This is a genomic window from Frigoribacterium sp. 9N (assembly GCF_902506305.1).
Classification (GTDB): Bacteria; Actinomycetota; Actinomycetes; order Actinomycetales; family Microbacteriaceae; genus Frigoribacterium.
Map to the genome: position 1 here is coordinate 1522858 of NZ_LR733392.1, position 22241 is coordinate 1545098.

The 22241-nt window shown below is 70.9% G+C and carries 18 protein-coding genes and 2 tRNA genes; 10 read left to right on the plus strand and 10 right to left on the minus strand.

The window, feature by feature from the left end; all coding sequences use genetic code 11:
• Positions 1-2: 2 nt before the first annotated feature.
• Entirely contained in the window at positions 3-1256 is a 1254-nt protein-coding gene (locus tag ARTHRO9V_RS10170; RefSeq protein WP_201298933.1) for an LAETG motif-containing sortase-dependent surface protein, read from the minus strand.
• A gap of 285 nt (positions 1257-1541) precedes the next feature.
• Here ARTHRO9V_RS10170 and ARTHRO9V_RS10175 point away from each other — a divergent pair, with 285 nt between their 5' ends.
• The gene (locus ARTHRO9V_RS10175) at positions 1542-2051 is read left to right on the plus strand and encodes a GtrA family protein (protein ID WP_056048350.1); all 510 of its coding nucleotides are present in this window, start codon (positions 1542-1544) and stop codon (positions 2049-2051) included.
• Here the strand turns inward: ARTHRO9V_RS10175 and ARTHRO9V_RS10180 are convergent.
• Positions 2048-2680: a TetR/AcrR family transcriptional regulator gene (locus ARTHRO9V_RS10180; RefSeq protein ID WP_159826912.1), complete on the minus strand. Its 633-nt coding sequence runs from the start codon at positions 2678-2680 to the stop codon at positions 2048-2050. The two genes, ARTHRO9V_RS10175 and ARTHRO9V_RS10180, sit on opposite strands and share 4 nt — an antisense overlap.
• Positions 2681-2796: 116 nt before the next feature.
• On the opposite strand from ARTHRO9V_RS10180, the gene ARTHRO9V_RS10185 reads away from it, so the two are divergent.
• The 4 genes from ARTHRO9V_RS10185 to ARTHRO9V_RS10200 are packed head-to-tail and all read left to right on the plus strand — an operon-like array spanning position 2797 to position 8009.
• Entirely contained in the window at positions 2797-4434 is a 1638-nt protein-coding gene (locus tag ARTHRO9V_RS10185; RefSeq protein WP_159826913.1) for an ABC transporter substrate-binding protein, read from the plus strand.
• Between the two features lie 4 nt (positions 4435-4438).
• Positions 4439-5389 (plus strand): ABC transporter permease, encoded by a 951-nt coding sequence (locus ARTHRO9V_RS10190; RefSeq protein WP_159826914.1) that lies wholly within the window; start codon positions 4439-4441, stop codon positions 5387-5389.
• Entirely contained in the window at positions 5386-6282 is an 897-nt protein-coding gene (locus ARTHRO9V_RS10195; RefSeq protein WP_159826915.1) for an ABC transporter permease, read from the plus strand. Before ARTHRO9V_RS10190 ends, ARTHRO9V_RS10195 begins: the two co-directional genes overlap by 4 nt.
• Entirely contained in the window at positions 6279-8009 is a 1731-nt protein-coding gene (locus tag ARTHRO9V_RS10200; protein WP_159826917.1) for an ABC transporter ATP-binding protein, read from the plus strand. Before ARTHRO9V_RS10195 ends, ARTHRO9V_RS10200 begins: the two co-directional genes overlap by 4 nt.
• A 71-nt stretch (positions 8010-8080) precedes the next feature.
• On the opposite strand, the gene proP is transcribed toward ARTHRO9V_RS10200, so the two are convergent.
• Complete coding sequence (proP, locus tag ARTHRO9V_RS10205; protein WP_159826919.1) at positions 8081-9616, minus strand: glycine betaine/L-proline transporter ProP; 1536 nt, start codon at positions 9614-9616, stop codon at positions 8081-8083.
• A 258-nt stretch (positions 9617-9874) separates the two neighbouring features.
• Here proP and valS point away from each other — a divergent pair, with 258 nt between their 5' ends.
• Both valS and ARTHRO9V_RS10215 read left to right on the plus strand, forming a co-directional pair.
• Positions 9875-12514, plus strand: a complete 2640-nt coding sequence (valS, locus tag ARTHRO9V_RS10210) for a valine--tRNA ligase (protein ID WP_159826921.1) — start codon at positions 9875-9877, stop codon at positions 12512-12514.
• Positions 12514-12771 carry a hypothetical protein gene (locus ARTHRO9V_RS10215; protein ID WP_123571857.1) on the plus strand — a complete coding sequence of 86 codons (258 nt, stop codon included), beginning with the start codon at positions 12514-12516 and terminating at the stop codon, positions 12769-12771. Before valS ends, ARTHRO9V_RS10215 begins: the two co-directional genes overlap by 1 nt.
• 84 nt (positions 12772-12855) lie before the next feature.
• On the opposite strand, the gene ARTHRO9V_RS10220 is transcribed toward ARTHRO9V_RS10215, so the two are convergent.
• Entirely contained in the window at positions 12856-13674 is an 819-nt protein-coding gene (locus tag ARTHRO9V_RS10220; protein WP_159826923.1) for a methyltransferase domain-containing protein, read from the minus strand.
• Positions 13675-13708: 34 nt separating this feature from the next.
• Between ARTHRO9V_RS10220 and ARTHRO9V_RS10225 the strand changes: the two genes are divergently transcribed.
• A complete protein-coding gene (locus ARTHRO9V_RS10225) occupies positions 13709-15736 on the plus strand; it encodes a M3 family metallopeptidase (RefSeq protein WP_159826925.1) in 2028 nt (675 codons plus the stop codon).
• Positions 15737-15783: 47 nt separating this feature from the next.
• Here the strand turns inward: ARTHRO9V_RS10225 and clpX are convergent, their stop codons facing one another.
• The 5 genes from clpX to ARTHRO9V_RS10250 form a co-directional block, all read right to left on the minus strand.
• Entirely contained in the window at positions 15784-17064 is a 1281-nt protein-coding gene (gene clpX / locus ARTHRO9V_RS10230) for an ATP-dependent Clp protease ATP-binding subunit ClpX (RefSeq protein ID WP_043597039.1), read from the minus strand.
• 208 nt (positions 17065-17272) lie between these two features.
• A complete protein-coding gene (locus ARTHRO9V_RS10235) occupies positions 17273-17938 on the minus strand; it encodes an ATP-dependent Clp protease proteolytic subunit (RefSeq protein ID WP_056048376.1) in 666 nt (221 codons plus the stop codon).
• A 40-nt stretch (positions 17939-17978) separates the two neighbouring features.
• Entirely contained in the window at positions 17979-18566 is a 588-nt protein-coding gene (locus ARTHRO9V_RS10240; RefSeq protein ID WP_043597035.1) for an ATP-dependent Clp protease proteolytic subunit, read from the minus strand.
• A gap of 218 nt (positions 18567-18784) precedes the next feature.
• Entirely contained in the window at positions 18785-20110 is a 1326-nt protein-coding gene (gene tig, locus ARTHRO9V_RS10245) for a trigger factor (protein ID WP_056048379.1), read from the minus strand.
• A gap of 62 nt (positions 20111-20172) precedes the next feature.
• Positions 20173-20245, minus strand: a tRNA-Pro gene (locus tag ARTHRO9V_RS10250).
• A 152-nt stretch (positions 20246-20397) separates the two neighbouring features.
• On the opposite strand from ARTHRO9V_RS10250, the gene ARTHRO9V_RS10255 reads away from it, so the two are divergent.
• Both ARTHRO9V_RS10255 and ARTHRO9V_RS10260 read left to right on the plus strand, forming a co-directional pair.
• Positions 20398-20468 (plus strand) — tRNA-Gly (locus tag ARTHRO9V_RS10255).
• Positions 20469-20698: 230 nt separating this feature from the next.
• Positions 20699-21487 (plus strand): SGNH/GDSL hydrolase family protein, encoded by a 789-nt coding sequence (locus tag ARTHRO9V_RS10260; RefSeq protein WP_159826927.1) that lies wholly within the window; start codon positions 20699-20701, stop codon positions 21485-21487.
• A 66-nt stretch (positions 21488-21553) separates the two neighbouring features.
• Here the strand turns inward: ARTHRO9V_RS10260 and ARTHRO9V_RS10265 are convergent, their stop codons facing one another.
• Entirely contained in the window at positions 21554-22222 is a 669-nt protein-coding gene (locus tag ARTHRO9V_RS10265; RefSeq protein ID WP_056048385.1) for a response regulator transcription factor, read from the minus strand.
• Positions 22223-22241: the final 19 nt, after the last annotated feature.

The window sequence follows — 22241 nt, forward strand, 5'->3', positions numbered from 1 at the left end:
GTTCAGCCCCGGGAGGCGCGGCGCCGCGTGACGAGGACGGTCGCCGCCCCCAGACCCACGAGGACCATGCCGGCGAGACCCGCCCACGGAGTCGTCTCGGAGGAGCCCGTGTAGGCGAGGTCGGAGCGGTGCGCCACGGGGACGACATCCACGCCGACCGGGTTCACGGGCCGCGAGACGACCGGGATGACGGCGGGAGCGACCGGTGGCACCTCCGGAGCCGTCGCAGCCGGAGCGACCAGTGCGAATTCCACCACGACGGGTACGGACATGCGGCTGAACGGCGGACCCTCGAGACCGGCCAGGCCGTCACCGCGAGGCACGTACTGACTCACGAGCAGCCGCCACGACCCGTGAGGCAGGACCTCCAAGAAGCGGTAGGTACCGTCGGCGCCGACGCGGGGTGGGTCGTAGTCGTGACCCCACCCCTCTTGACCGCTCAAGGCTTCGACCGTGAAGGCGATGGCCGATCCGGGGACGCCCGTTCCGGCGATCGCGAACACACCCAGACCCGGGTACTCGGAGTCTGCCGTCACGATCGCACCGGTTCGGGGCGTGCTCACCGTCACGGCCGGGGACGTCGGGACGTCGATCCGGAAGTTCCGTGTCTCGTATCCGAGCAGGGCCCCTCGCGCGTCCGACACCACGACCGTGATCGCCTGATCGGCCGGCGCCTCGTCGGGCAGGTAGATCGTCTGCGTCATACGCGGTCCCGCGACCGTGGGCTCGTTGACGATCGGCTGTCCGGCCCCGTCGTACACGACGACGGCGATCGAGTCCTCCGTCGTGTCGATGACCAGTTCGTAGCCGAGCGTCGGGTACACCGCGCCTTCGACCGGGCTCACGAGCGAAAACGCCTCGGCCTGCGCAGCAAGGGGCGCCCCGTCATCCACCGGAGCGGCCTCGTCCACCGGAGCGGCCTCATCCACCGGAGCGGCCTCATCCACCGGAGCGGCCTCATCCACCGGAGCGGCCTCATCCACCGGAGCGGCCTCATCCACCGGAGCGGCTCCCCCTACCGGAGCGGCCTGGTCGACCGGCTCGGCCGATGGCCCGGCCGTGGCAACGGGCTGGTCCGTGCTTCCCTGTCCGTCCTGGGGTTCCCCCACCGATCGGGGCGAGGCGGTCGCGACTTGCGCCTCGACGCTCCCGGGAACCGACGCCGCAGACGCCGCCTGTCCGCTCAGCGCGATGCCCCCCAGGGCGATGACGATGGCCGTCGACAGCGCGGTGGCGGTCGACACGGTCTTCTTCATGAGTGGTGTCCTCTTCAGTGAGTCAGGGTGGACCGGTCGCCCTGACCCACCCCGGGGCGACCGGTCGCCGTCCCGGTGATCCGGTCCGACGAGCACGACGTTAGCCACCGGGGGCGACGGATCCTCACGCCGTGACCAGGCCGTGACGAGAAGTCATCCGCAAGAGTGAGCCGCCCTCAACCCTTCGGCGCTGCACGGGCTCACCCTCTCGTTCGGGGGGTGATTTGTGACGCATCCCGTGGTCGCTTTCAGCCGCTTCATCGCGCCCTCGGCTACCGTGATGCAGTGCAAGCAGTCATCAAGCTCATCAGAGAGCACCCTTCCGCGGCGAGGTTCCTCGTCGTCGGGGGCATCGGCTTCGTGATCACCATGGTGATCAACTACGGGCTCAAGCTGTTCGTCATCCCTCAGCACCCCGTCACCGCCCTCGCGCTGGGCATCATCGTCGCGACGGTCTTCTCGTACTGGATGAACAAGAAGTGGTCGTTCGACGACCGAGGCGAGCGTCACACCGCCCACGAGATGTTGCTCTTCGTCATCGTCAGCGTCATCGGGGTCGGCCTCAACTCCGCGCCGCTCTACCTCTCGCGCTACGGATTCGGCCTCGAGGTGCCGAACGTCTCGCGCACCACGCAAGAGATCGCCGACTTCGTCAGCGGGCCGATCATCGGCACCATGCTCGCCATGGTGTTCCGGTACTGGGCGATGAACAAGTGGGTCTTCCCGAAGCGCGCCGAGCTCGTGGACGTCCTCTCGCCCACGTCCCCGTCGACGTCACCGACGCCGACGGTCTAGGCCGAGCGCGCCTCCCGGGCGTCGAGTGCGTCCGCGACGGGGCCCACGGCCGCCGCGACCACCGGCCCGAGGGGGCCGCGCGAAACCCCGGCACGCGCCCAGTTCGCGATGGCGGTCGCCGCCGCCGCGATCAACGTCGAACCGATCACCTGTGCCGCGAGATCCGACCGATCCCGCCCCGACCGCTCGGCCACGTACGAGGCGACCGCCCCCTGCTGACGCACGAACCGGACCGCGGCCGAGGCGACGAGGTCGTCGCCGAGGGCCATCGCCTCGGACTGGGTCAGGGCCCAGGGCACGCGTTCGGGGTCGTGGGCCTCGGCGAGCGCGACGAGTGCGGCCTCGACCGCGCGGACCGGCGACAGCTCGGAGGAGGCGCGCAGCAGGTCGCCGAGATCGGCGAGGCTCCGGTCGAGGTCGAGCCAGAAGAGGTCGGACTTGGCCTCGAAGTAGTTGAAGAACGTGCCACGGCTGACGCCGGCCCGACGGGCGATGTCGTCGACGGTCGTCCCGGCGTAGCCGTTCTCGAGGAACAACTCGGCGGCGGCGTCCGCCAGCATCTCGGCGGACGAGCGACGCGGTCGGCCGACCGGCCGCCGAGGGCGGGTGGCGTCTGGTCCATCTGACATGGCCACCATCATGCCGCTAGACTCGACGGCGCACTTGTTGCACCCGGTCCACGAATGCCGCCTCGTCTCGGCGTCGTCGGATCTCACCCGACGTCCCGTCACTCCCCCGGAGCCCCATGCGCAGCCGCCTGCCCGTCCTGATCGCCGCCACCGCCGTCGCGAGCCTCGTGCTCGCCGGCTGCACGAGCGGGGGCGACCCGGACACCTCGTCCACCCCGGTCGCCGGGGGGACGTTGACCTACGCCTCGGGCGACGCCGAGCCGACCTGCCTCGACCCCCACGTCGGCGGCAACTACCCGCAGGCACTCGTGTCGACGCAGTACCTCGAGTCGCTCGTCTCGAAGGACGCCAACGGCGACATCGTCCCGTGGCTGGCCGACTCGTGGCAAGAGGGCTCCGACGGCCTCAGCTGGACCTTCACGCTCAAGGACGGCGTCTCGTTCACCGACGGCACCCCCTTCGACGCCACCGCCGTGGCGGCCAACGTCGCCCATCTCCAGGACCCCGCGACGCTGTCGTCGACCGGGTACCTCGCCCTCGGGAAGGTCACCGGCGTCGAGGCGGTCGACGCGCGCACGGCACGCTTCGACCTGAGCGAGCCCGACAGCGCCCTGCTCGAGTCCCTCTCTCAGCCCTGGCTCGCGATGGAGTCACCCGAGGCCCTGACCCGGAGCCAGGAGGTCAACTGCGAGTCACCGGTCGGCACCGGCCCGTTCGCGGTCGAGTCGTGGACCAAGCAGCAACAGGTCGTGCTCACCCGCAACGACGACTACAGCTCGCCGCCGGCCGATGCCGGGCACCAGGGGCCCGCCCACCTCGACGAGATCGTCTGGCGTTTCATCCCCGACTCGGCGTCCCGCTACGCCGCGCTGCAGGCCGGCCAGGTCGACGTGATCGACAACGCGCAGCCCGACACCCTCGTCGCCGCGGCGAAGGACGACTCGCTCGACGAGATCGACGCCCCGCGTCCCGGCGCCTCCAACCGCATCGAGCTCAACGCCGGCAAGGCGCCCTTCGACGACGCGAGCGTCCGCGAGGCGTTCATCCGCGGTGTCGACGTCGACTCGGGCATCGACTCGCTGTTCTTCGGCACGGCGAAGCGGTCGTACAGTCCGCTGTCGAGCGTCGAGCCCCTGGCGTTCTCCGACGAGTCGCTCTTCGACGTCGACACCGACGCGGCGAACGACCTGCTCGACGAGGCGGGGTGGACCACCCGCGACGCGGACGGGTACCGCACGAAGGACGGCGTGCGACTCGCCGCGACCTTCCCCGTGAGCACGAACCAGTCGATCCCCGCCGAGCAGTCGCTCTTCGAGCAGGTCCAGGCCGGCGCGAAGGACCTGGGCTTCGACGTCACCCTCGAACCCCTCGACCTCTCGAGCTGGTACGGCGCCCTCGCGGCGAACGAGTACGACCTGGTGAGCGCGCCCTACACGAAGGTCGGCCCCGACGTGCTGCGCATCCTCTACGACAGCGACGGCATCACCCCCGCCCCGAGCGGCTACTTCGCCAACCTCTCGCAGACGAGCGACCCGGCCCTCGACGACCTGTTGACCCGCGCCTCCCGGACGAGCGACGCCGACGAGCGCGCCGACCTCTACCAGCAGGCCCAGCAGACCATCCTCGAGGGATGGCACGTCCTGCCGCTGTACGACCAGCAGAACCACTACCTGGTGCGTTCGGCCGTCCAGGGCGTCCGGGCCCTGCCGACGGTCCAGGCACCGACGATGTACGACGCCTACAAGACGAGCTGATCGAGTGCGTCCGGGGCGGTGGCGACGGGCGGGTCGGTGGCTCGTCGGCCGCCTGCTCGGCGCGCTCTTCGTGCTCTGGGCCGTCGCGACGCTGATCTTCTTCGCCATCCGGCTCGTCCCGGGCGACCCGGCCGAGGCGATCCTCGGCGGTCCGGGGTCGCAGGCCTCGGCCGAGGCCCTCGACTCCGTCCGTCGGCAGTACGGCCTGGACCAGCCGTTGTTCGTGCAGTACCTCGCGCAGCTCGGACGGCTCGCCACGGGCGACCTCGGGACGTCGTACTCGCTGCGGACCGACGTCGGCCGGTTGCTGCTCGACCAGTTGCCGGGCACGATCGGTCTCGCGCTCCTCGCCCTGGTGGTGGCCTGGTCGATCGCGATCGCGACGGCCTGGTGGGCGACCCTCGGCGGCCGGATCGCCTCCGCGGTGTCGTCGGGTCTCGAGGTCGTCGCCTCGGCCGTGCCGCACTTCTGGCTGGCGAGTCTGCTCATCCTCGTCTTCAGCACCCGGCTCGGGCTGCTGCCCCCGGTGAGCACGGGAACCCCCGCGGGACTCGTCCTGCCGGTCGTCACCCTGGCGATCCCCGTCGCCGGGTTCCTCGGGCAGGTCACCCGCGACTCGCTGCTCGACGCGGCGGCCACCCCGTTCGCCCTCTCGGCACGTGCCCGGGGCGAGGGCCCGTCGGGACTCTTCGTCCGCCACCTGCTCCGACACGCGGCGCTGCCCGGGCTCGCCCTGTCGGGCTGGGCCTTCGGCTCGTTGCTCAGCGGCGCGGTCGTGGTCGAGTCGGTCTTCGCCCGCCCGGGTCTCGGTCGCACCCTGCTCGGCGCGGTCACGCTGCGCGACATCCCGCTCGTGACCGGCGTCGCCCTGGTCTCCGCGCTCGCCTACGTCGTCGTGGTCGCGCTCGGCGACCTGGCCGAACGCGCGGTCGACCCGAGAGGACGCGCGGCATGACGGCGCTGCCCGACCTGCCCCGGGGTGCCGACCCGGCCCGCGCCTCCTCGTCCCGCACCGCCCGGCGGCGCCTGCCGCTCGGCCCGACCGAACTCGTGGCGGCCGCACTGCTCTCGCTGCTGGTCGTGATGGCGGTCGCACCGGGCCTGTTGGCCCCCGCCGACCCGCTCGCCGTATCGCCGACCGACGCGTTCGCCGGTCCGTCGCTCACGCACCCGTTCGGCACGGACGAGTCGGGGCGAGGCGTGTGGACCCGCGTCGTCCACGGAGCCGGTGCCTCGCTGACGATCGGCCTCGTCGCCACGATGATCGGGACGGGACTCGGCGTGGTCCTCGGCGTCCTGGCGGGCCTCGGCGGTCGCGGCTTCGTCGGCCGCGCGACCGACGCCGGCGTGAGCCGCGTCCTCGAGGTGCTCTTCGCCCTGCCCGGCCTCCTGCTGGCGCTCGTCGTCATCGCCTTCACCGGGCCGGGGGCCGTACCGGCGACGATCGCCGTCGGCCTCGCGACCGCGCCGGGGTACGCGCGGATCGTCCGCAGCCAGGTGGCGGCCGTCCGCCGGTCGCCGATGGTCGAGGCCGCGACCGTGCTCGGCCGTCGCCCCGGGCTCGTCCTCGTGCGTCACGTGCTGCCGAACGCCCTCGCCCCCGTGGTCGTGCTCGCCACGCTGGGCCTCGGTCAGGCCGTGGTCTGGGCCTCGTCGCTGAGCTACCTCGGGCTGGGGTCGCCGCCCCCGGCACCCGAGTGGGGCGCGATGCTCTCGGCCGGGCGCACGTACCTCGCGGTCGCCTGGTGGATGACCGTCTTCCCGGGGCTCGCCGTCGTGGTGACCGCCGCGTCGGCCACGGTGCTGGGGCGAGGTCTCGCACGACGCGGACGAGGAGGACGGCGATGACCACGGACCCGCTGGCGACCGGCGCCGCTCCCCGCGACCGGCACCGCGCCTCCTCGGACGACCTCGTCGTCGACCGCCTGCACGTCACCTTCGGTGGGGTGACGGCCGTCGACGACGTGTCGTTCTCGATGGGTCGCGGCGAGTGCGTGGCCCTGGTCGGCGAGTCCGGCTCGGGCAAGAGCGTGACCGCGCGGGCCCTGCTCGGGCTGACCGGTGGCACCGTGACGGCCGACGCCCTGCGGCTCGGTGACGACGACCTGCTCACCCTGTCCGAACGGGGCTGGCGTCGGCTGCGGGGACCGCGCATCGGACTCGTGCTGCAGGACGCCCTGGTCTCGCTCGACCCCCTGCGCCCGGTCGGCCGCGAGATCGACGACGCGCTACGACTGCACACGCGACTCTCGCCGGCCGCCCGCCGAGCCCGCGTGCGGGAGGCCCTCACCGAGGTCGGCATGCCCGACCCCGAGGTGCGCCGGGGGCTGCGGTCGGGCGAGCTGTCGGGCGGACTGCGGCAGCGGGCGCTCATCGCCGCGGCCCTCGCCCTGCGACCCGGCGTGATCGTCGCCGACGAGCCCACCACCGCCCTCGACGCCGAGGTGCAGCGTCTCGTCGTCGACCGACTCGCCGCCCTGCGCGACACGGGCACGGCCGTCCTCGCGATCAGTCACGACCTCGGGGTCGTCCGGCGCCTGGCCGACCGCGTGGTCGTGATGCGCGACGGGCACGTCGTCGAGCAGGGTGACACGGCGACCGTGCTCGACTCGCCGCAGGCCGACTACACGCGCATGCTCATCGCCGCCCTGCCGGGAGGGGCCCCGCGGGGTCGCCGCCTCTCCGCCCCCACGACCTCCGACGGCACGGACGCAGGAGGCGCGCCCGCGTCGACGACGCCGGTCACCTCCGACGCGCCCGGCCCAGGAGGCGCTCCCGGCCCGTCGACGCCGGTCGCGGCGACGACTCCCCCGTCCGGCCCCGTCCTCGTGGCGACGGGCCTGCGCCGGGTCTTCCCGGGGCGCCGGGGGCCCGACCGGGTCGCCGTGGACGACGTCTCGCTCTGGCTCGGGGCCGGCGAGACGCTCGGCCTCGTCGGCGCGTCGGGCTCGGGCAAGACGACGACGGCCCGCCTGCTGCTCGGCCTCGACGACCCCGACGCCGGGACGGTCGACCTGCTCGGCACGTCCTGGGCCCCGGCCCGCGAGCGCGACCGTCGGACCCGCCGCGGCGACCTCGGCGCCGTCTACCAGGACCCCTCGAGCTCGTTCGACCCCCGGTTCACGGTCGGCCGTCTGCTGGCCGACGCGCTGACGTCGGGCCGCAGCACGCGCCTCGGTCCCGTCGAGCCCGAGGTCGTCGCCCTGCTGGCACGGGTCGGACTCGACGCCGACACGGTGACGCGTCGGCCCGACACCCTGTCGGGCGGACAGCGGCAGCGGGTGGCGATCGCGCGCGCCCTGGCCCCGCGGCCCCGGGTGATCGTCTGCGACGAGCCGGTCTCGGCGCTCGACGTCTCGGTCCAGGCCCAGGTGCTCGACCTCCTCGACGAGCTGCAGCGACAGGACGGGCTCGCCTACGTCTTCATCTCGCACGACCTGGACGTCGTCGAGCACATGTCCGATCGCGTCGCCGTGATGCACGAGGGCCGGATCGTCGAGCAGGGCCGCACGGCCGACGTGTTCTCCGCCCCGCAGCACGCCCACACCCGCGCCCTGCTCGCCGCCCGCCCCTAGCCGGGCCCTGCCCCTAACCGGCCCCTGCCCCGGGGCGGACGCGGCCCGGCCCGCCGGGGCGGGCAGCCGCCTCAGCCGCGGCGGGCGGCGTCGGCCTCGGCGGCCTTCGGGTCGACCACGTCGATGAGGCCGGACTGCGCCCACTCGAGCGCCCAGTCCGACTTCGCGACCTCGCTCGACTCGTCGGCGTAGGCCTCGACCAGCTCGCGCGCCTCGTCGTCGGTCGCGACCGAGGGGCCCGAGCCGAGCAGCGGCTCGTTGGCGGTCTCCTTCGTGAACCACACGGCGACGAGGCCGATCACGGCCGCGGCCATGAGGTAGAAGGCGGGGATGTCGTGGGCCCAGGAGAAGCCCTCGCCCTCGGCCCAGACGACCAGCGCCTCGGTGGCCAGGGGCGTGGTGCCGCCGAAGAGCGAGACGGACACGTTGAACGCGATGGCCAGTGCGCCGTAGCGGATGATCGTCGGGAACAGCGCGGGCAGCGTCGACGGCATGGTCGACGTGAACGTGACGAGCACCAGGCCGAGCACCAGCAGGCCGACGAAGACGAGCGGCGTGCTCTCGGACTGCACGAGCTTGAGCGCCGGCCACGACAGCACCAAGAATCCGACGCAGCCGGCGAACAGCACCGGTCGACGGCCGAACCGGTCGCTCAGGCGTCCGCTGAACGTGATGACGATCATCATCAGCACCATCACGACGATGACGAGCAACAGCCCCGAGGTCGCACTGCGGCCCAGCGTGTTGGTGAGGTAGGTCGGCATGTACGACAGCAGCATGTAGTCGGTCACGTTGAAGACGAGCACCAGGCCGATGCAGACGATCAACGCCCGCCAGTTCTCGGCGAAGAGCTTCACGAGGGGCACCTTGACGTGCTCGCGACCGGCGGCTTCTTCTTGCTGCTTCTGGAAGGCCGGCGTCTCTTCGAGCTTGAGGCGCAGGTAGAGCCCGATCAGGCCGAGCGGCCCGGCGATCAGGAACGGGATGCGCCAGCCCCAGGCGAGCAGCGTCTCCTCGCTCATGCCGAGCTGCAGGCCGGTGACCAGCGAGGCACCGAGCACGTAGCCGGCGAGCGTGCCGAACTCGAGCCACGAGCCCATGAAGCCGCGGCGCTTGTCGGGCGAGTACTCGGCGATGAACGTGGCCGCGCCTCCGTACTCACCGCCGGTCGAGAAGCCCTGCAGGAGGCGCGCCAACAGCAGCAGGACGGGCGCCCAGAGGCCGATGGTCGCGTACGACGGGATCAGGCCGATGGCGAGCGTCCCCGCGGCCATCAGGATCATCGTGAGGGCGAGCACCTTCTGGCGTCCGATGCGGTCGCCGAGCGGGCCGAAGAACGCGCCGCCGATCGGCCGCACGATGAACGCGGCGGTGAACGTCCCGAAGGTGAACAGGATGTTGAGCGCGTCGTTGCCCGGCGGGAAGAACACCTGGGCGATGGTCGTCGTGATGTAGGCGTAGACGCCGAAGTCGAACCACTCCATGGCGTTTCCGAGGGCTGCGGCGCTGACCGCGCGCTTGAGCAGACCCTCTTCGACGACGGTGACGTCGTCGGTGGTCAGGCTGCGGCGGGCGGGCTTCTTGCTGTCGTTCTTCTTGGCTGACATCGGGTGAGGCCTCCAGGTCGTCGGGCGGTGGCAGTCGACCCCAGCGTCGGCAAAAAACCCGTCGAGCCTAACAGAACCGCCATGTCAGTACCAGTGCAGGGGGTGCAGGCGTGCAGGCACCGCAGCGCGCAGGAGGCGCGGTGGCGGTCCACGAGGAGCCATCGCGGGGGTGCGTACACTGGTCGGAGTCCCACAACCAGGCACCTCCCCACCGACACGGTGCCGTCCACAGAACCGGAGAAGACCATGCCGTCAGCGATGCCCGAGAAGCCCGCCCTCGAAGGACTCGAGGCCCGTTGGGGTCAGGTCTGGGAGGCCGGCGGCACCTACCGCTTCGACCGCACCGACGCGACCCGCGCCTCCGTGTTCTCGGTCGACACCCCGCCGCCGACGGCGTCGGGCAGCCTGCACATCGGTCACGTGTTCAGCTACACGCACACCGACGTCAAGGCCCGGTTCGAGCGCATGCGCGGCAAGCGCGTGTTCTACCCGATGGGATGGGACGACAACGGACTGCCCACCGAGCGTCGCGTGCAGAACTTCTACGGTGTGCGCTGCGACCCGTCGCTGCCCTACGACGCCGACTTCACCCCGCCCTTCGAGGGGGGTGACAACAAGTCGTCGAAGGCCGCCGACCAGGTGCCGATCTCGCGCCGCAACTTCATCGAGCTGTGCGAGCGGCTCACCGTCGAGGACGAGAAGCAGTTCGAGGACGTCTGGCGGAAGCTCGGCCTCTCGGTCGACTGGACCCAGAGCTACCGCACCATCGACGACGACTCGCAGGCCATCGCCCAGAAGGCGTTCCTCCGCAACCTGGCCCGCGGCGAGGCCTACCAGGCCGACGCCCCCACGCTCTGGGACGTCACGTTCCGCACGGCCGTGGCGCAGGCCGAGCTCGAGGACAAAGAGATGCCCGGGGCCTACCACAAGCTCGCGTTCCACCGCACCGACGGTCAGGGCGACGTGCTGATCGACACCACGCGGCCCGAGCTGCTGCCGGCCTGCGTGGCCCTCGTCGCGCACCCCGACGACGAGCGCTACCAGGCGCTGTTCGGCACGACCGTCCGGTCGCCGTTGTTCGACGTCGAGGTGCCGGTGGTGGCCCACCACCTCGCACAGCCCGACAAGGGCTCGGGCATCGCCATGGTCTGCACCTTCGGCGACACCAACGACGTGGTCTGGTGGCGCGAGCTGCAGCTGCCGAACCGTGCCGTGATCGGCTTCGACGGCCGCTTCGTCAGCGAGGCCCCCGAGGCCATCACGTCCGAGGCGGGGCGCGCCTCCTATGCGCACCTGGCCGGCAAGACGGTCTTCAGCGCCAAGCAGTCCGTGGTCGAGCAGTTGACCGCGTCGGGTGAGCTCGTGGGCGAGATCCGCAAGATCTCGCACCCGGTCAAGTTCTTCGAGAAGGGCGACAAGCCGCTCGAGATCGTGTCGACGCGTCAGTGGTACATCGTCAACGGCGCCCGAGACGAGCAGCTCAAGGGTTCGCTGCTCGAGCGCGGTGGCCAGGTGGCCTTCCACCCCGACTTCATGCGCGTCCGCTACGACAACTGGGTCAACGGCCTCAACGGCGACTGGCTGATCTCGCGCCAGCGCTTCTTCGGCGTGCCCATCCCGGTCTGGTACCCGCTCGACGGCGACGGCAACCCCGTCTTCGACCAGGTGATCGTTCCCACCGAGGCGCAGCTCCCCATCGACCCGGCGTCCCAGGCCGCCCCCGGATACGACGAGTCGCAGCGGGGCGTGCCCGGTGGATTCGTCGGCGAGGTCGACGTCATGGACACCTGGGCGACCTCGTCGCTCACCCCGCAGCTGGCCGGCGGGTGGGAGCGCGACCCCGAGCTGTTCGACCTCGTGTTCCCGTACGACGTGCGCCCCCAGGGGCAGGACATCATCCGCACCTGGCTCTTCTCGACGATGCTGCGGTCGCAGCTCGAGTCGGGCACCGTGCCGTGGAAGAACGCCTCGATCTCGGGCTTCATCGTCGACCCCGACCGCAAGAAGATGTCGAAGTCGAAGGGCAACGTGGTGACCCCGGCCGCCATGCTCGACGACCACGGCTCGGACTCGGTGCGCTACTGGGCGGCGTCAAGCCGCCTGGGCACCGACGCGGCGTTCGACCCCCAGAACCCCAAGCAGATCAAGATCGGTCGCCGTCTGGCGATCAAGGTGCTCAACGCCGCCAAGTTCGTGTACTCGTTCGAGCTGCCGTCGGGTGAGTTCGAGATCACCCAGCCGCTCGACCGCGACCTCCTCGCATCCTTCGCCGCCGTGATCGAGACCGCGACCGAGGCGCTCGAGGGCTACGACCACGCCCGGGCTCTCGAGACGACCGAGAAGTTCTTCTGGACGTTCTGCGACGACTACCTCGAACTCGTGAAGGAGCGCGCCTACGGCGCCACCACGCCGGCCGAGCAAGCCTCGGCCGTGCTCGCGCTGCGCACGGTGCTCGAGGGCCTGCTGCGTCTGCTCGCGCCCTACCTGCCGTTCGCGACCGAAGAGGTCTGGTCCTGGACGCACGACGACTCGGTGCACCGGGCCGCGTGGCCGACGGTCGACGAGCTCGGACTCTCCGAGGGCGAGACCTCGTCCGGCCTCGTCGGGCTCGTCGGGCAGGCACTGATCTTCGTCCGGCGGGCGAAGTCGGACGCCAAGGCCTCGCAGAAGACCCCGGTGGCCTCGGCCGTCATCACGGGCCCCTCGGCCCAGCTCGACCTCGTGAAGCTCGCGGCGGGTGACCTCGCCGCGGTCGGCAAGATCGCCGAGCTGTCCTTCGCCGAGGGTGACGAGTTGGCGGTCGGCGACATCGTGTTCGCCGAGGTGCCGGCCGACGCCGGCGCGTCCGCCTCCGGTGCCGGCGCTGCTGCCGCTCCGGCCCCGACGGCGGGTGCCTGATGCAGCTCGGTACGCGGTGGAGCGTCGGAGGCGCGGCTCCTGCCGAGCTGCCCGCTGCGGTCCTCGGGGCGGTCGCCCAGGTCGAGCGTGAACTCTCCGACCAGGGCGTCGACGCCACGTCGTGGCGCTGGACGCTGACCTGGCTCGAGCGTCGCCCCGTCGTCGAACTCGACGACGGCACGGTCATCCGGGTCGACGCCGTCACCGGCGAGGCCCGCATCCACGAGCCCGTCGACGCCGAGGGCGACGACGACTGAACCGGCCCGTCCTCGGAGCCACGACGTGCCGCTCACCTCTCGAGGTGAGCGGCACGTCGCCTCCACAGGGGAGGTCGTGAGCCGTCAGGCGCGGGCGAGCAGCTCGCCGTGCGGCATGATCAACCAGCCGTCGGGGGCGTCACGCCACGAGCGCCAGGCGTCGGCGATAGCGTGCAGTTCGTCGTGCGTCGCGGCGTCCTTCTCGATCGCGTCGGCGTAGAACGCCGACTCCGTCGCGCGGGCCGCCCAGCTGTCGCCCCACCACGTGCGGTCCTCGTCGGACGCGAAGCACCACACGGAGGCGCTGCTCGCCACGTCGACGAAGCCCGCCTCGAGCGCCCACCCCTTGAGGCGCCTCCCGGCGTCGGGTTCACCGCCGTTGCCCCGGTGCACGGTCTGGTAGACGTCCATCCACCGGTCGAGACCCGGGTTCTCGGGTGCCCAGACGCAGCCGTGGTAGTCGACGTCGCGGACGGCGACGACTCCCCCGGGCCGCGCCACCCGGCGCATCTCGCGCAGGGCGGCGACCGGGTCGCCGACGTGCTGCAGGACCTGGTGCGCGTGCACCACGTCGAAGGCGTCGTCGTCGAACGGCAGGGCGAACAGGTCGGCGGTCTCGAAGTGGACGTTGTGGAGCCCCGCCCCGACCGCGAGCGACGTCGCCTGCTCGACGATGCCGGCGGCGGCGTCGATGCCGATCACGCGACCGGGCGCGACGCGGCCGGCGATGTCGACGGTGATGGTCCCCGGCCCCGACCCGACGTCGAGGACGCTGACCCCGGGCACGAGGTGCGGCTCGAGGTACGCGGCGGAGTTCTCGACCGTCCGCCACGCGTGGCTGCGCAGCACGCTCTCGTGGTGGCCGTGGGTGTACCGGGCGGGCGTCTCGGGGCGTTCGCTCATGCGGCGACCCTAGCGCGCCTCCTAGTGTGGGCTGATGACGAACCCGTTCCTCTCCTTCAGCACGCTGCCGTACTCCCTGCCGCCGTTCGCGAGCATCACCGACGACGACTACGGCCCCGCGTTCGATGCCGGGTTCGCCGAACAGCTGGCCGAGGTCGAGGCGATCGCGACCGACCCGGACGAGCCGACCTTCGAGAACACGGTCGCCGCCCTCGAACGCAGCGGTGCCATCCTCACCCGTGTCCAGCACGTCTTCTTCAACAAGACCTCGTCGGACTCGACCGAGGCCACCGACGCCCTCGAACTCGAACTCGCCCCGCGGCTCGCGGCGCACGCCGACGCGATCCGACTCGACCCGCGGCTCTTCGCCCGTCTCCGCAGCGTGCACGAGCGCCGCGACGCCCTCGACCTGACCGCCGAGCAGCGCTACCTCGTCGAGCGGCTCGTCGCCGAGGCCACCCGCTCGGGAGCCGCCCTCGCCGACGACGACAAGGTCCGCCTCCGCGACCTCAACGGCCGGCTCTCCACCCTGTCCACGAGGTTCGAGAAGAACCTGCTGGCCGACACGAACGACCTCGCCGTCGTGGTCGACGACGTCGCCGAACTCGACGGACTCGACGCCGGGGCGATCGCGGCCGTCGCCGAGGCGGCCCGAGAGCGAGGGCTCGAGGGCCGCTACGTCATCACGCTCGTCCTCTTCAGCGGGCACCCCTACCTGGCGAGCCTGACCGACGAGGGACTCCGCGATCGGATCATGCAGGCGTCGCTCTCGCGTGGACGGCGCGGAGGCGACCACGACAACCGCGAACTCGTCCTCGAGATCGCCCGGCTGCGCGCCGAGCGGGCCGAACTGCTCGGCTTCGCGTCGCACGCCGCCTACGTCACGGCGGGCGAGACCGCGGGCACCCCCGGGGCGGTGGCCGACCTGCTCGGGCGACTGGCGCCTCCTGCCGCCCGGAACGCCCGCGCCGAGCAGGCCGAACTCGAGCGCGTCGCCGGCCGGACGATCCGGGCCTCGGACTGGGCCTTCTACACCGAACGGGTGCGCGCCGAGGAGCACGACGTCGACACGGCCGCGATGCGCCCGTACTTCGAGGCCGAGCGCGTGCTGCAGGACGGCGTCTTCTTCGCCGCGGGGCTGCTCTACGGCCTGCGGTTCGCCGAACGCGCCGACCTCATGGGCTACCACCCCGACGCGCGGGTCTTCGAGGTGACCGACGCCGACGGCGGCGACGTCGGCCTCTACGTCCTCGACCTCTACACGCGCGACAGCAAGCGCGGCGGCGCCTGGATGAACCCGCTCGTCTCGCAGTCGTCGCTCACCGGGCTGCCCACCGTCGTGGTGAACAACCTCAACGTCCCGAAGCCGCCGGCCGACCAGCCGACCCTCCTCACGCTCGACGAGGTGACCACGTTCTTCCACGAGTTCGGGCACGCCCTGCACGGTCTCGTCGCCCGGGTGACCTACCCGAGCTTCTCGGGCACCAACGTCTTCCGCGACTTCGTCGAGTTCCCCAGCCAGGTGAACGAGATGTGGATGCTCTGGCCGGAGGTGCTCGCAAACTACGCCGTGCACCACGAGACCGGCGACCGGCTGCCGCAACGACTGGTGGACGCCCTCCTCGCCTCCCAGGGCTTCAACCAGGGTTTCGAGACGAGCGAGTACCTCGCGGCGGCCCTGCTCGACCAGGCCTGGCACGCTCTCTCGTCGGCCCAGGCCGCGGCGGTCACCGACGTCGAGGCGTTCGAGCAGGAGGCGCTGGCCGCGGTCGGCCTCGACCTCGCGTCGGTCCCCACCCGCTACTCGAGCACGTACTTCGCGCACACCTTCTCGGGGGGCTACGACGCCGGCTACTACTCGTACATCTGGAGCGAGGTGCTCGACGCCGACACGGTCGAGTGGTTCGAGCAGAACGGCGGGCTGACCCGCGAGAACGGCGACCGGTTCCGCGCACGCCTGCTGGGCGTCGGCGGCTCGAAGGACCCCCTCGAGGCCTACCGCGACTTCCGTGGGCGGGACGCCCGCGTCGAGCCGCTGCTCGCCCGCCGCGGCCTCGCCTGACACGAGAACGCCCCGGCCGAACCGGCCGGGGCGTTCTGACGTCGCTGCTAGGCGGACTTCTCGGTGCGCTGCTCGACGAGGCGCGGCACGATCGTGGGCGCGGCGTTCTCGAGCACCGACGCCCGCGTGATGACGACGCGCCCGACGGTGTCGTCGGACGGAACGTCGAACATGATCGGCCCGAGGACCTCTTCGAGGATGGCGCGGAGACCACGGGCACCGGTCTGGCGCAGGACGGCCAGGTCGGCGATCGCCTCGAGGGCGCCGCGATCGAACTCGAGCTCGACCCCGTCGATCTCGAACATGCGCTGGTACTGCCGCACGAGGGCGTTCTTGGGCTCGGTGAGGATCTGCATCAAGGCCGGCTGGTCGAGCTGCGTCACCGTGGTCACCACGGGCAGACGGCCGATGAACTCGGGGATCAGACCGAACTTGTGCAGGTCTTCGGGCAGGACCTCGCTGAAGAGGGCCGCCTCGTCCTCTTTGCTGTGCAGCGGGGCGCCGAAGCCGATGCCCCGCTTGCCGGCGCGGTTCGAGATGATGTCCTCGAGTCCGGCGAACGCCCCGGCGACGATGAACAGCACGTTGGTCGTGTCGACCTGGATGAATTCTTGGTGGGGGTGCTTGCGGCCACCCTGCGGCGGCACCGAGGCCACGGTGCCCTCGAGGATCTTGAGCAGTGCCTGTTGCACGCCCTCGCCCGAGACGTCTCGCGTGATGGACGGGTTCTCGGCCTTGCGGGCGATCTTGTCGATCTCGTCGATGTAGATGATGCCGGTCTCGGCCCGCTTGACGTCGTAGTCCGCAGCCTGGATCAGCTTCAGCAGGATGTTCTCGACGTCTTCGCCGACGTAACCCGCCTCGGTCAGGGCCGTGGCGTCGGCGACGGCGAACGGCACGTTGAGTCGCTTGGCGAGGGTCTGGGCCAGGTAGGTCTTGCCGCAGCCGGTCGGGCCGATCAACAGGATGTTCGACTTCGAGATCTCGACCTCGTCGGCCAGCGACTCGGCGGCCGTGAGGGTGGAGGCGGCACGGATCCGCTTGTAGTGGTTGTAGACGGCCACGGACAGCGCACGCTTCGCCGCGTCCTGACCGATCACGTACTCTTCGAGGAACGAGTAGATCTCGCGGGGCTTGGGCAGGTCGAACTCGCTCGCGGGTTCGTCGCCGGCCTCGGCGAGGCGCTCTTCGATGATCTCGTTGCAGAGCTCGACGCATTCGTCGCAGATGTAGACGCCGGGACCGGCGATCAGCTGCTGGACCTGCTTCTGGCTCTTGCCGCAGAACGAGCATTTGAGCAGATCGGCACTCTCACCTATGCGCGCCATGCTCGGCCTCCCTGATTGGCTGAGGTCATCGACCGGGACCGGTCGTCGTGTGGGACGAGCCTAACCCGATCCGCCGACACTCACGGACCGACCCGGGGGGTTCGAGCACATCCGCGGTGGTGGCGGACGGACGCCGGGGCGTCCGTCCGCCCGTCGACACGACGACGGCCCCGGGCGGGTGCCCGGGGCCGTCGTCGTCGTGCCGTGATCAGCGCGTGAGCGCCGCCGGCTGGTTCTTGCGCGAACCGAGGACCTGGTCGACGAGACCGTAGTCGAGGGCCTCCTGCGCACCGAGGATGTTGTCGCGCTCGATGTCGCGGTTCACCTGCTCGGGCGTCTTGTTCGAGTGCTTCGACAGGGTCTCTTCGAGCCAGGTGCGCATGCGGAGCACCTCGGCGGCCTGGATCTCGATGTCCGAGGCCTGGCCGCCGCTGCTGCCACCGGTCGCGGGCTGGTGGATCAGCACGCGGGCGTTGGGCAGGGCGAGACGCTTGCCGGGCTGACCCGCGGCGAGCAGGACGGCCGCGGCCGAGGCGGCCTGACCGAGGCAGACCGTCTGGATCTCGGGACGGATGTACTGCATCGTGTCGTAGATGGCCGTCATGGCCGTGAACGAGCCACCGGGCGAGTTGATGTACAGCGTGATGTCGCGGTCGGGGTCCATACTCTCGAGCACGAGCAGCTGGGCCATGATGTCGTCGGCCGAGGCGTCGTCGACCTGCACGCCGAGGAAGACGATGCGGTCTTCGAACAGCTTCGCGTAGGGATCCTGACGCTTGTAGCCGTAGGCCGTCCGCTCTTCGAAGCTGGGCAGGATGTACCGGGAGCTGGGGGTCTGCACGCGACCCGCGCCACCCATCATCGGGAGTTCCATGAGTTCTTCTCTTTCTCGTTCTGACGAAGGGGCGAAGGGCCTAGGCCTGGTCGGTGCCGGCGCCGCCGACGACGTCGGTGGCCGAGCCGCGGATGTGGTCGACGAAGCCGTACTCGAGGGCCTCCTCGGCGGTGAACCAGCGGTCGCGGTCGCCGTCTTCGTTGATCTGCTCGACGGTCTTGCCCGTCTGTGCGGCCGTGATCTCGGCCAGTCGACGCTTCATCGAGAGGATGAGCTGCGCCTGCGTCTGGATGTCCGACGAGGTGCCGCCGAACCCGCCGTGCGGCTGGTGCAGCAGGACACGCGCGTTCGGCGTGATGTAGCGCTTGCCCTTGGTGCCGGCCGTCAGGAGCAGCTGGCCCATCGAGGCGGCCATGCCGATGCCGACGGTGACGATGTCGTTCGGCACGAACTCCATGGCGTCGTAGATCGCCATGCCCGCCGTGATCGACCCGCCGGGCGAGTTGATGTAGAGGTAGATGTCCTTCTCGCTGTCTTCCGCAGCGAGCAGCAGCAGTTTCGCGGCGATCTCGTTGGCGTTCTCGTCGCGGACCTCAGAGCCGAGCCAGATGATCCGGTCTTTGAGCAGTCGGTCAAAAACACTGTTGGGCAGTGTCACGTCGGCCATGGTGGAGCTCCCATTCGTTGTCGCTTGTCGTCGAATCTATCGGAGCCAACGCACGGGTTCCGGGCTGTTCGCCCACGGCAGATACCGCGCCTCCCCGGCCCCGTCGGGGGCCCGTCCACGAGCCCGGGAGGCGCGGTGCCGGGAACGACGGAGGGCCGGGTGCGCACTCGCACCCGGCCCTCTCGGACGTGACGGGTCAGCCGACCCGCCGCTCTCGCTTACGCGTGGTCGTGACCCGCGTGGTCGTCGTCGTCGCCGCCGACGCCGGCGGTCGCCGTGAAGGCGGACAGGTCGACCGAGTCGCCCTTGCCGTCGACGACCTTGGCCTTGCTGAGCACGACCGCGAGGGCCTTGCTGCGGGCGACCTCGCCGACCATGGCGGGGATCTGGCCGTTCTGGTCGAGGACCTTGATGAACTCGCCGGGCTCCATGCCGTACTGCGCCGCACCCTGGATGAGGTACTGCGTCAGTTCGTCCTGCTCGACCTTGACGGCCTCTTTCTCGGCGATGGCGTCGAGGAGGATCTGGTTGCGGAAGGCCTTCTCGCTGCTCTCCTTCACCTCGGCGCGGTGCTCGTCGTCCTCGAGGCGGTTCTCCTGCTCGAGGTGACGGTGCACCTCGTCCTCGACGAGCTTCTCGGGGACGGGGATCTCGACGGCCTCGAGCAGCTTCTCGACGACCTGGTCGCGTGCCTGGGCACCCTGACCGAAGGTCTTCGACTTGGCGAGCTGCTCTTTAAGGTCGCCCTTGAGCTCGTCGATCGTGTCGAACTGGCTGGCGATCTGGGCGAAGTCGTCGTCGGCCTCGGGCAGCTCGCGCTCCTTGACGGCCGTGACGTCGACGGCGATGAGGGCGGTCTCGCCCTCGCGGTCCCCGCCGAGCAGCTTCGACTCGAAGGTGGTGCTCTCACCGGCGGTGAGGGACTCGAGGGCCTCGTCGATGCCCTCGATCAGCTCGCCCGAGCCGAGCTCGTACGAGATGCCCTTGGCGGTGTCGACGACGTCGTCGCCGATGGTGGCCGTCAGGTCGATCTGCGCGAAGTCACCCGTGGTGGCGGGGCGGTCGACGGTGACCAGCGTGCCGAAACGGGTACGCAGGTTCGTCAGCTCTTCGGCGATCTCGTCGTCGGTGATGTCGACCGTGTCGACCGTCAGCTCGAGGCCGTCGTACTCGGGCAGGTCGAAGTCGGGACGCACGTCGACCTCGACGGCGATCTTCAGGTCGCCGGAGAAGTCCTTGACGTTCGGCCACTCGACCACGTCGGCCTCGGGACGGCCGAGGACGCGGATCTCGGTCTCGGTCACGGCCTCGCGGTAGAACTTGTCGAGGCTCTCGCTGACGGCGTGGTTCAACACCTCTTCACGACCGACGCGCTGGTCGATGATGGGCGGCGGCACCTTGCCCTTGCGGAACCCGGGGATGTTGACCGACTCGGCGATGTGACCGTAGGCGTGCGTGACGCTGGGCTTGAGCTCGTCGGGGGTGACGACGATGTTGAGCTTGACGCGCGTGGGGCTGAGCTTCTCAACCGTGGTCTGGACCAATGTGGGGCTTCTCCTGTGTTGGTGGCGCTGAACTCACATCCGAGACAGCAGGTAGACGATCGTCGGGGCGACAGGACTCGAACCTGCGATCTTCCGCCCCCAAAACGGACGCGCTAGCCACTACGCTACGCCCCGTGTATCAGCCTGGAACCGGCCGGCACGCGTGAGCCCCGTTGAGGTCGGGTACGTGAAGGCCGCGTCGAGTCTAGCCGACACCGAGGGGCCGTGACTGAGCGACCTCGTCGGATGCCTTATGCTGGTCTCACCCGTGCGGCCAGGCCGCTCACGGGGATGTAGCTCAATGGTAGAGCCTCAGTCTTCCAAACTGATCACGCGGGTTCGATTCCCGTCATCCCCTCTCGAATCATTCGACGCCTCCGGCGTCCGGCGCCGGGGGGCGCCTCGAATGAAATCTCTCCGGGCCTTGCACGCAGGCGTCGACGCTGGCAGGCGCCGGCGATCAAATGTTCTCCGGGCCTTGCATGCAGGCGTCGGCGCAGGCGCTCTTCAGGGGTCTCTCGGCCAGCTCGGGGGGAAGTCGTGCTGGCGGATGATTTTTCCCGGCGCGACGTGACCCAAGATGGCCACATGAGACGCGCGACGTTCGCACGGGTCGCGCTGGTCGGTGCGGTCGTGGCCACCCTGGCGGCCGGGTGCGCCGCCCCACCGACCGAGGCGACCAGCGCCTCCGGGTCCGGGTCCGGGTCCGGGTCCGGCGCGATCGCGCAGGCCGCGGCCGGGCCCGGCGTGGCCGTGGCACCCACCTCGGGCGGGGTGCGGGTCGCGATCGTCGGCGACTCGCTCACGGCCGGCGGAGGTCGCCTGCTGAGCGAGGGGCTCACCGCCGACACCTGGATGACCTACGCCCAGGGCGACGGCGTCGACTACGTCGGCGGCTACGCGAAGGGCGGCTCGACCGTGCAGGAACAGGCCGCCGCGGTGCGGCCCGTCGCCGACGTCGACGTCCTGGTCCTGATGTCGGGCACGAACGACGTGCGCCTCGGCACGAGCTTCGCCGAGTCCGCCTCGTCGTACGACGCCATCGTCGACACGATCCGGCCGGAGCACGTCGTCGTGGCCGCGATCCCGCCCTACGACCGTGCCCCCCGGGCCGCGGCCCGGTACGAGGCACAGCTCGAACGCTACGTCGCCGACAAGGGCTGGACCTTCACCGACCCCTGGGGGTTCGCGCGGGCGGGCGACGTCTTCGCCGCCGGCACGACCGTCGACGGCATCCACCCCACGACGGCCGGGTACGAAGCCGTCGGCCACGCCTTGCGCGACGTCGTCCTCGACGTCGCCGGCTCCCGGGTCGTCGCCCCCCAGGCGGACTCCCCCGCCGACCCGGCCGACACCCCTCCGGGCACGACCAGCTGACGACGCCCGTCCTCGACCTCAGCCGCCCGGTCAGGGGCGCGATGCCGACGCGGGGGACGCGTCGACTCAGTGCTGCAGGAAGGCCAGCACGGCGAGCACCCGGCGGTGGTCGGTGCCGCTGTCCTCCAGCAGGAGCTTCTGGAAGATCGAGGTGACGTTCTTCTCCACCGCGCCCGTTCCGATGACCAGTTCGGCCGCGATGGCGGCGTTCGTGCGACCCTCGGCCATCAGCGTCAGGACCTCCCGCTCCCGCGGCGTGAGCGCGGCGAGCGGATCGCTGCGACGGCCCAGCAACTGCGAGACGACCTGCGGGTCGAGGACCGTGCCGCCGTCGGACACCCGCCCGAGCGCGTCACGGAACTCGTCGAACGAGGCGATGCGGTCCTTGAGCAGGTAGCCGACCCCGCCCGAGCCCGCTTCGAGCAGGTCCCGGGCGTAGGCCACCTCGACGTACTGCGACAGCAGCAGGATGCCGAGGTCGGGCCGACGGCGTCTCGCCTCGATCGCGGCCCGGACGCCCTCGTCGGTGTGCGTGGGCGGCATGCGGACGTCGAGGACGGCGATGTCGGGACGGACCTCGTCGAGGTCGGCCAGCAAGGCGTCGGCGTCGCCGTACGCCCCCACGACGTCGACCCCGATCTCGTCGAGGAGTCGGACGAGCCCCTCCCGCAGCAGCACCGAGTCGTCGGCGACGACGACACGGAGGGGCTGACGGGAGGGGCTCTCGAGACTCACGCGTCCAGACTACGGGCGC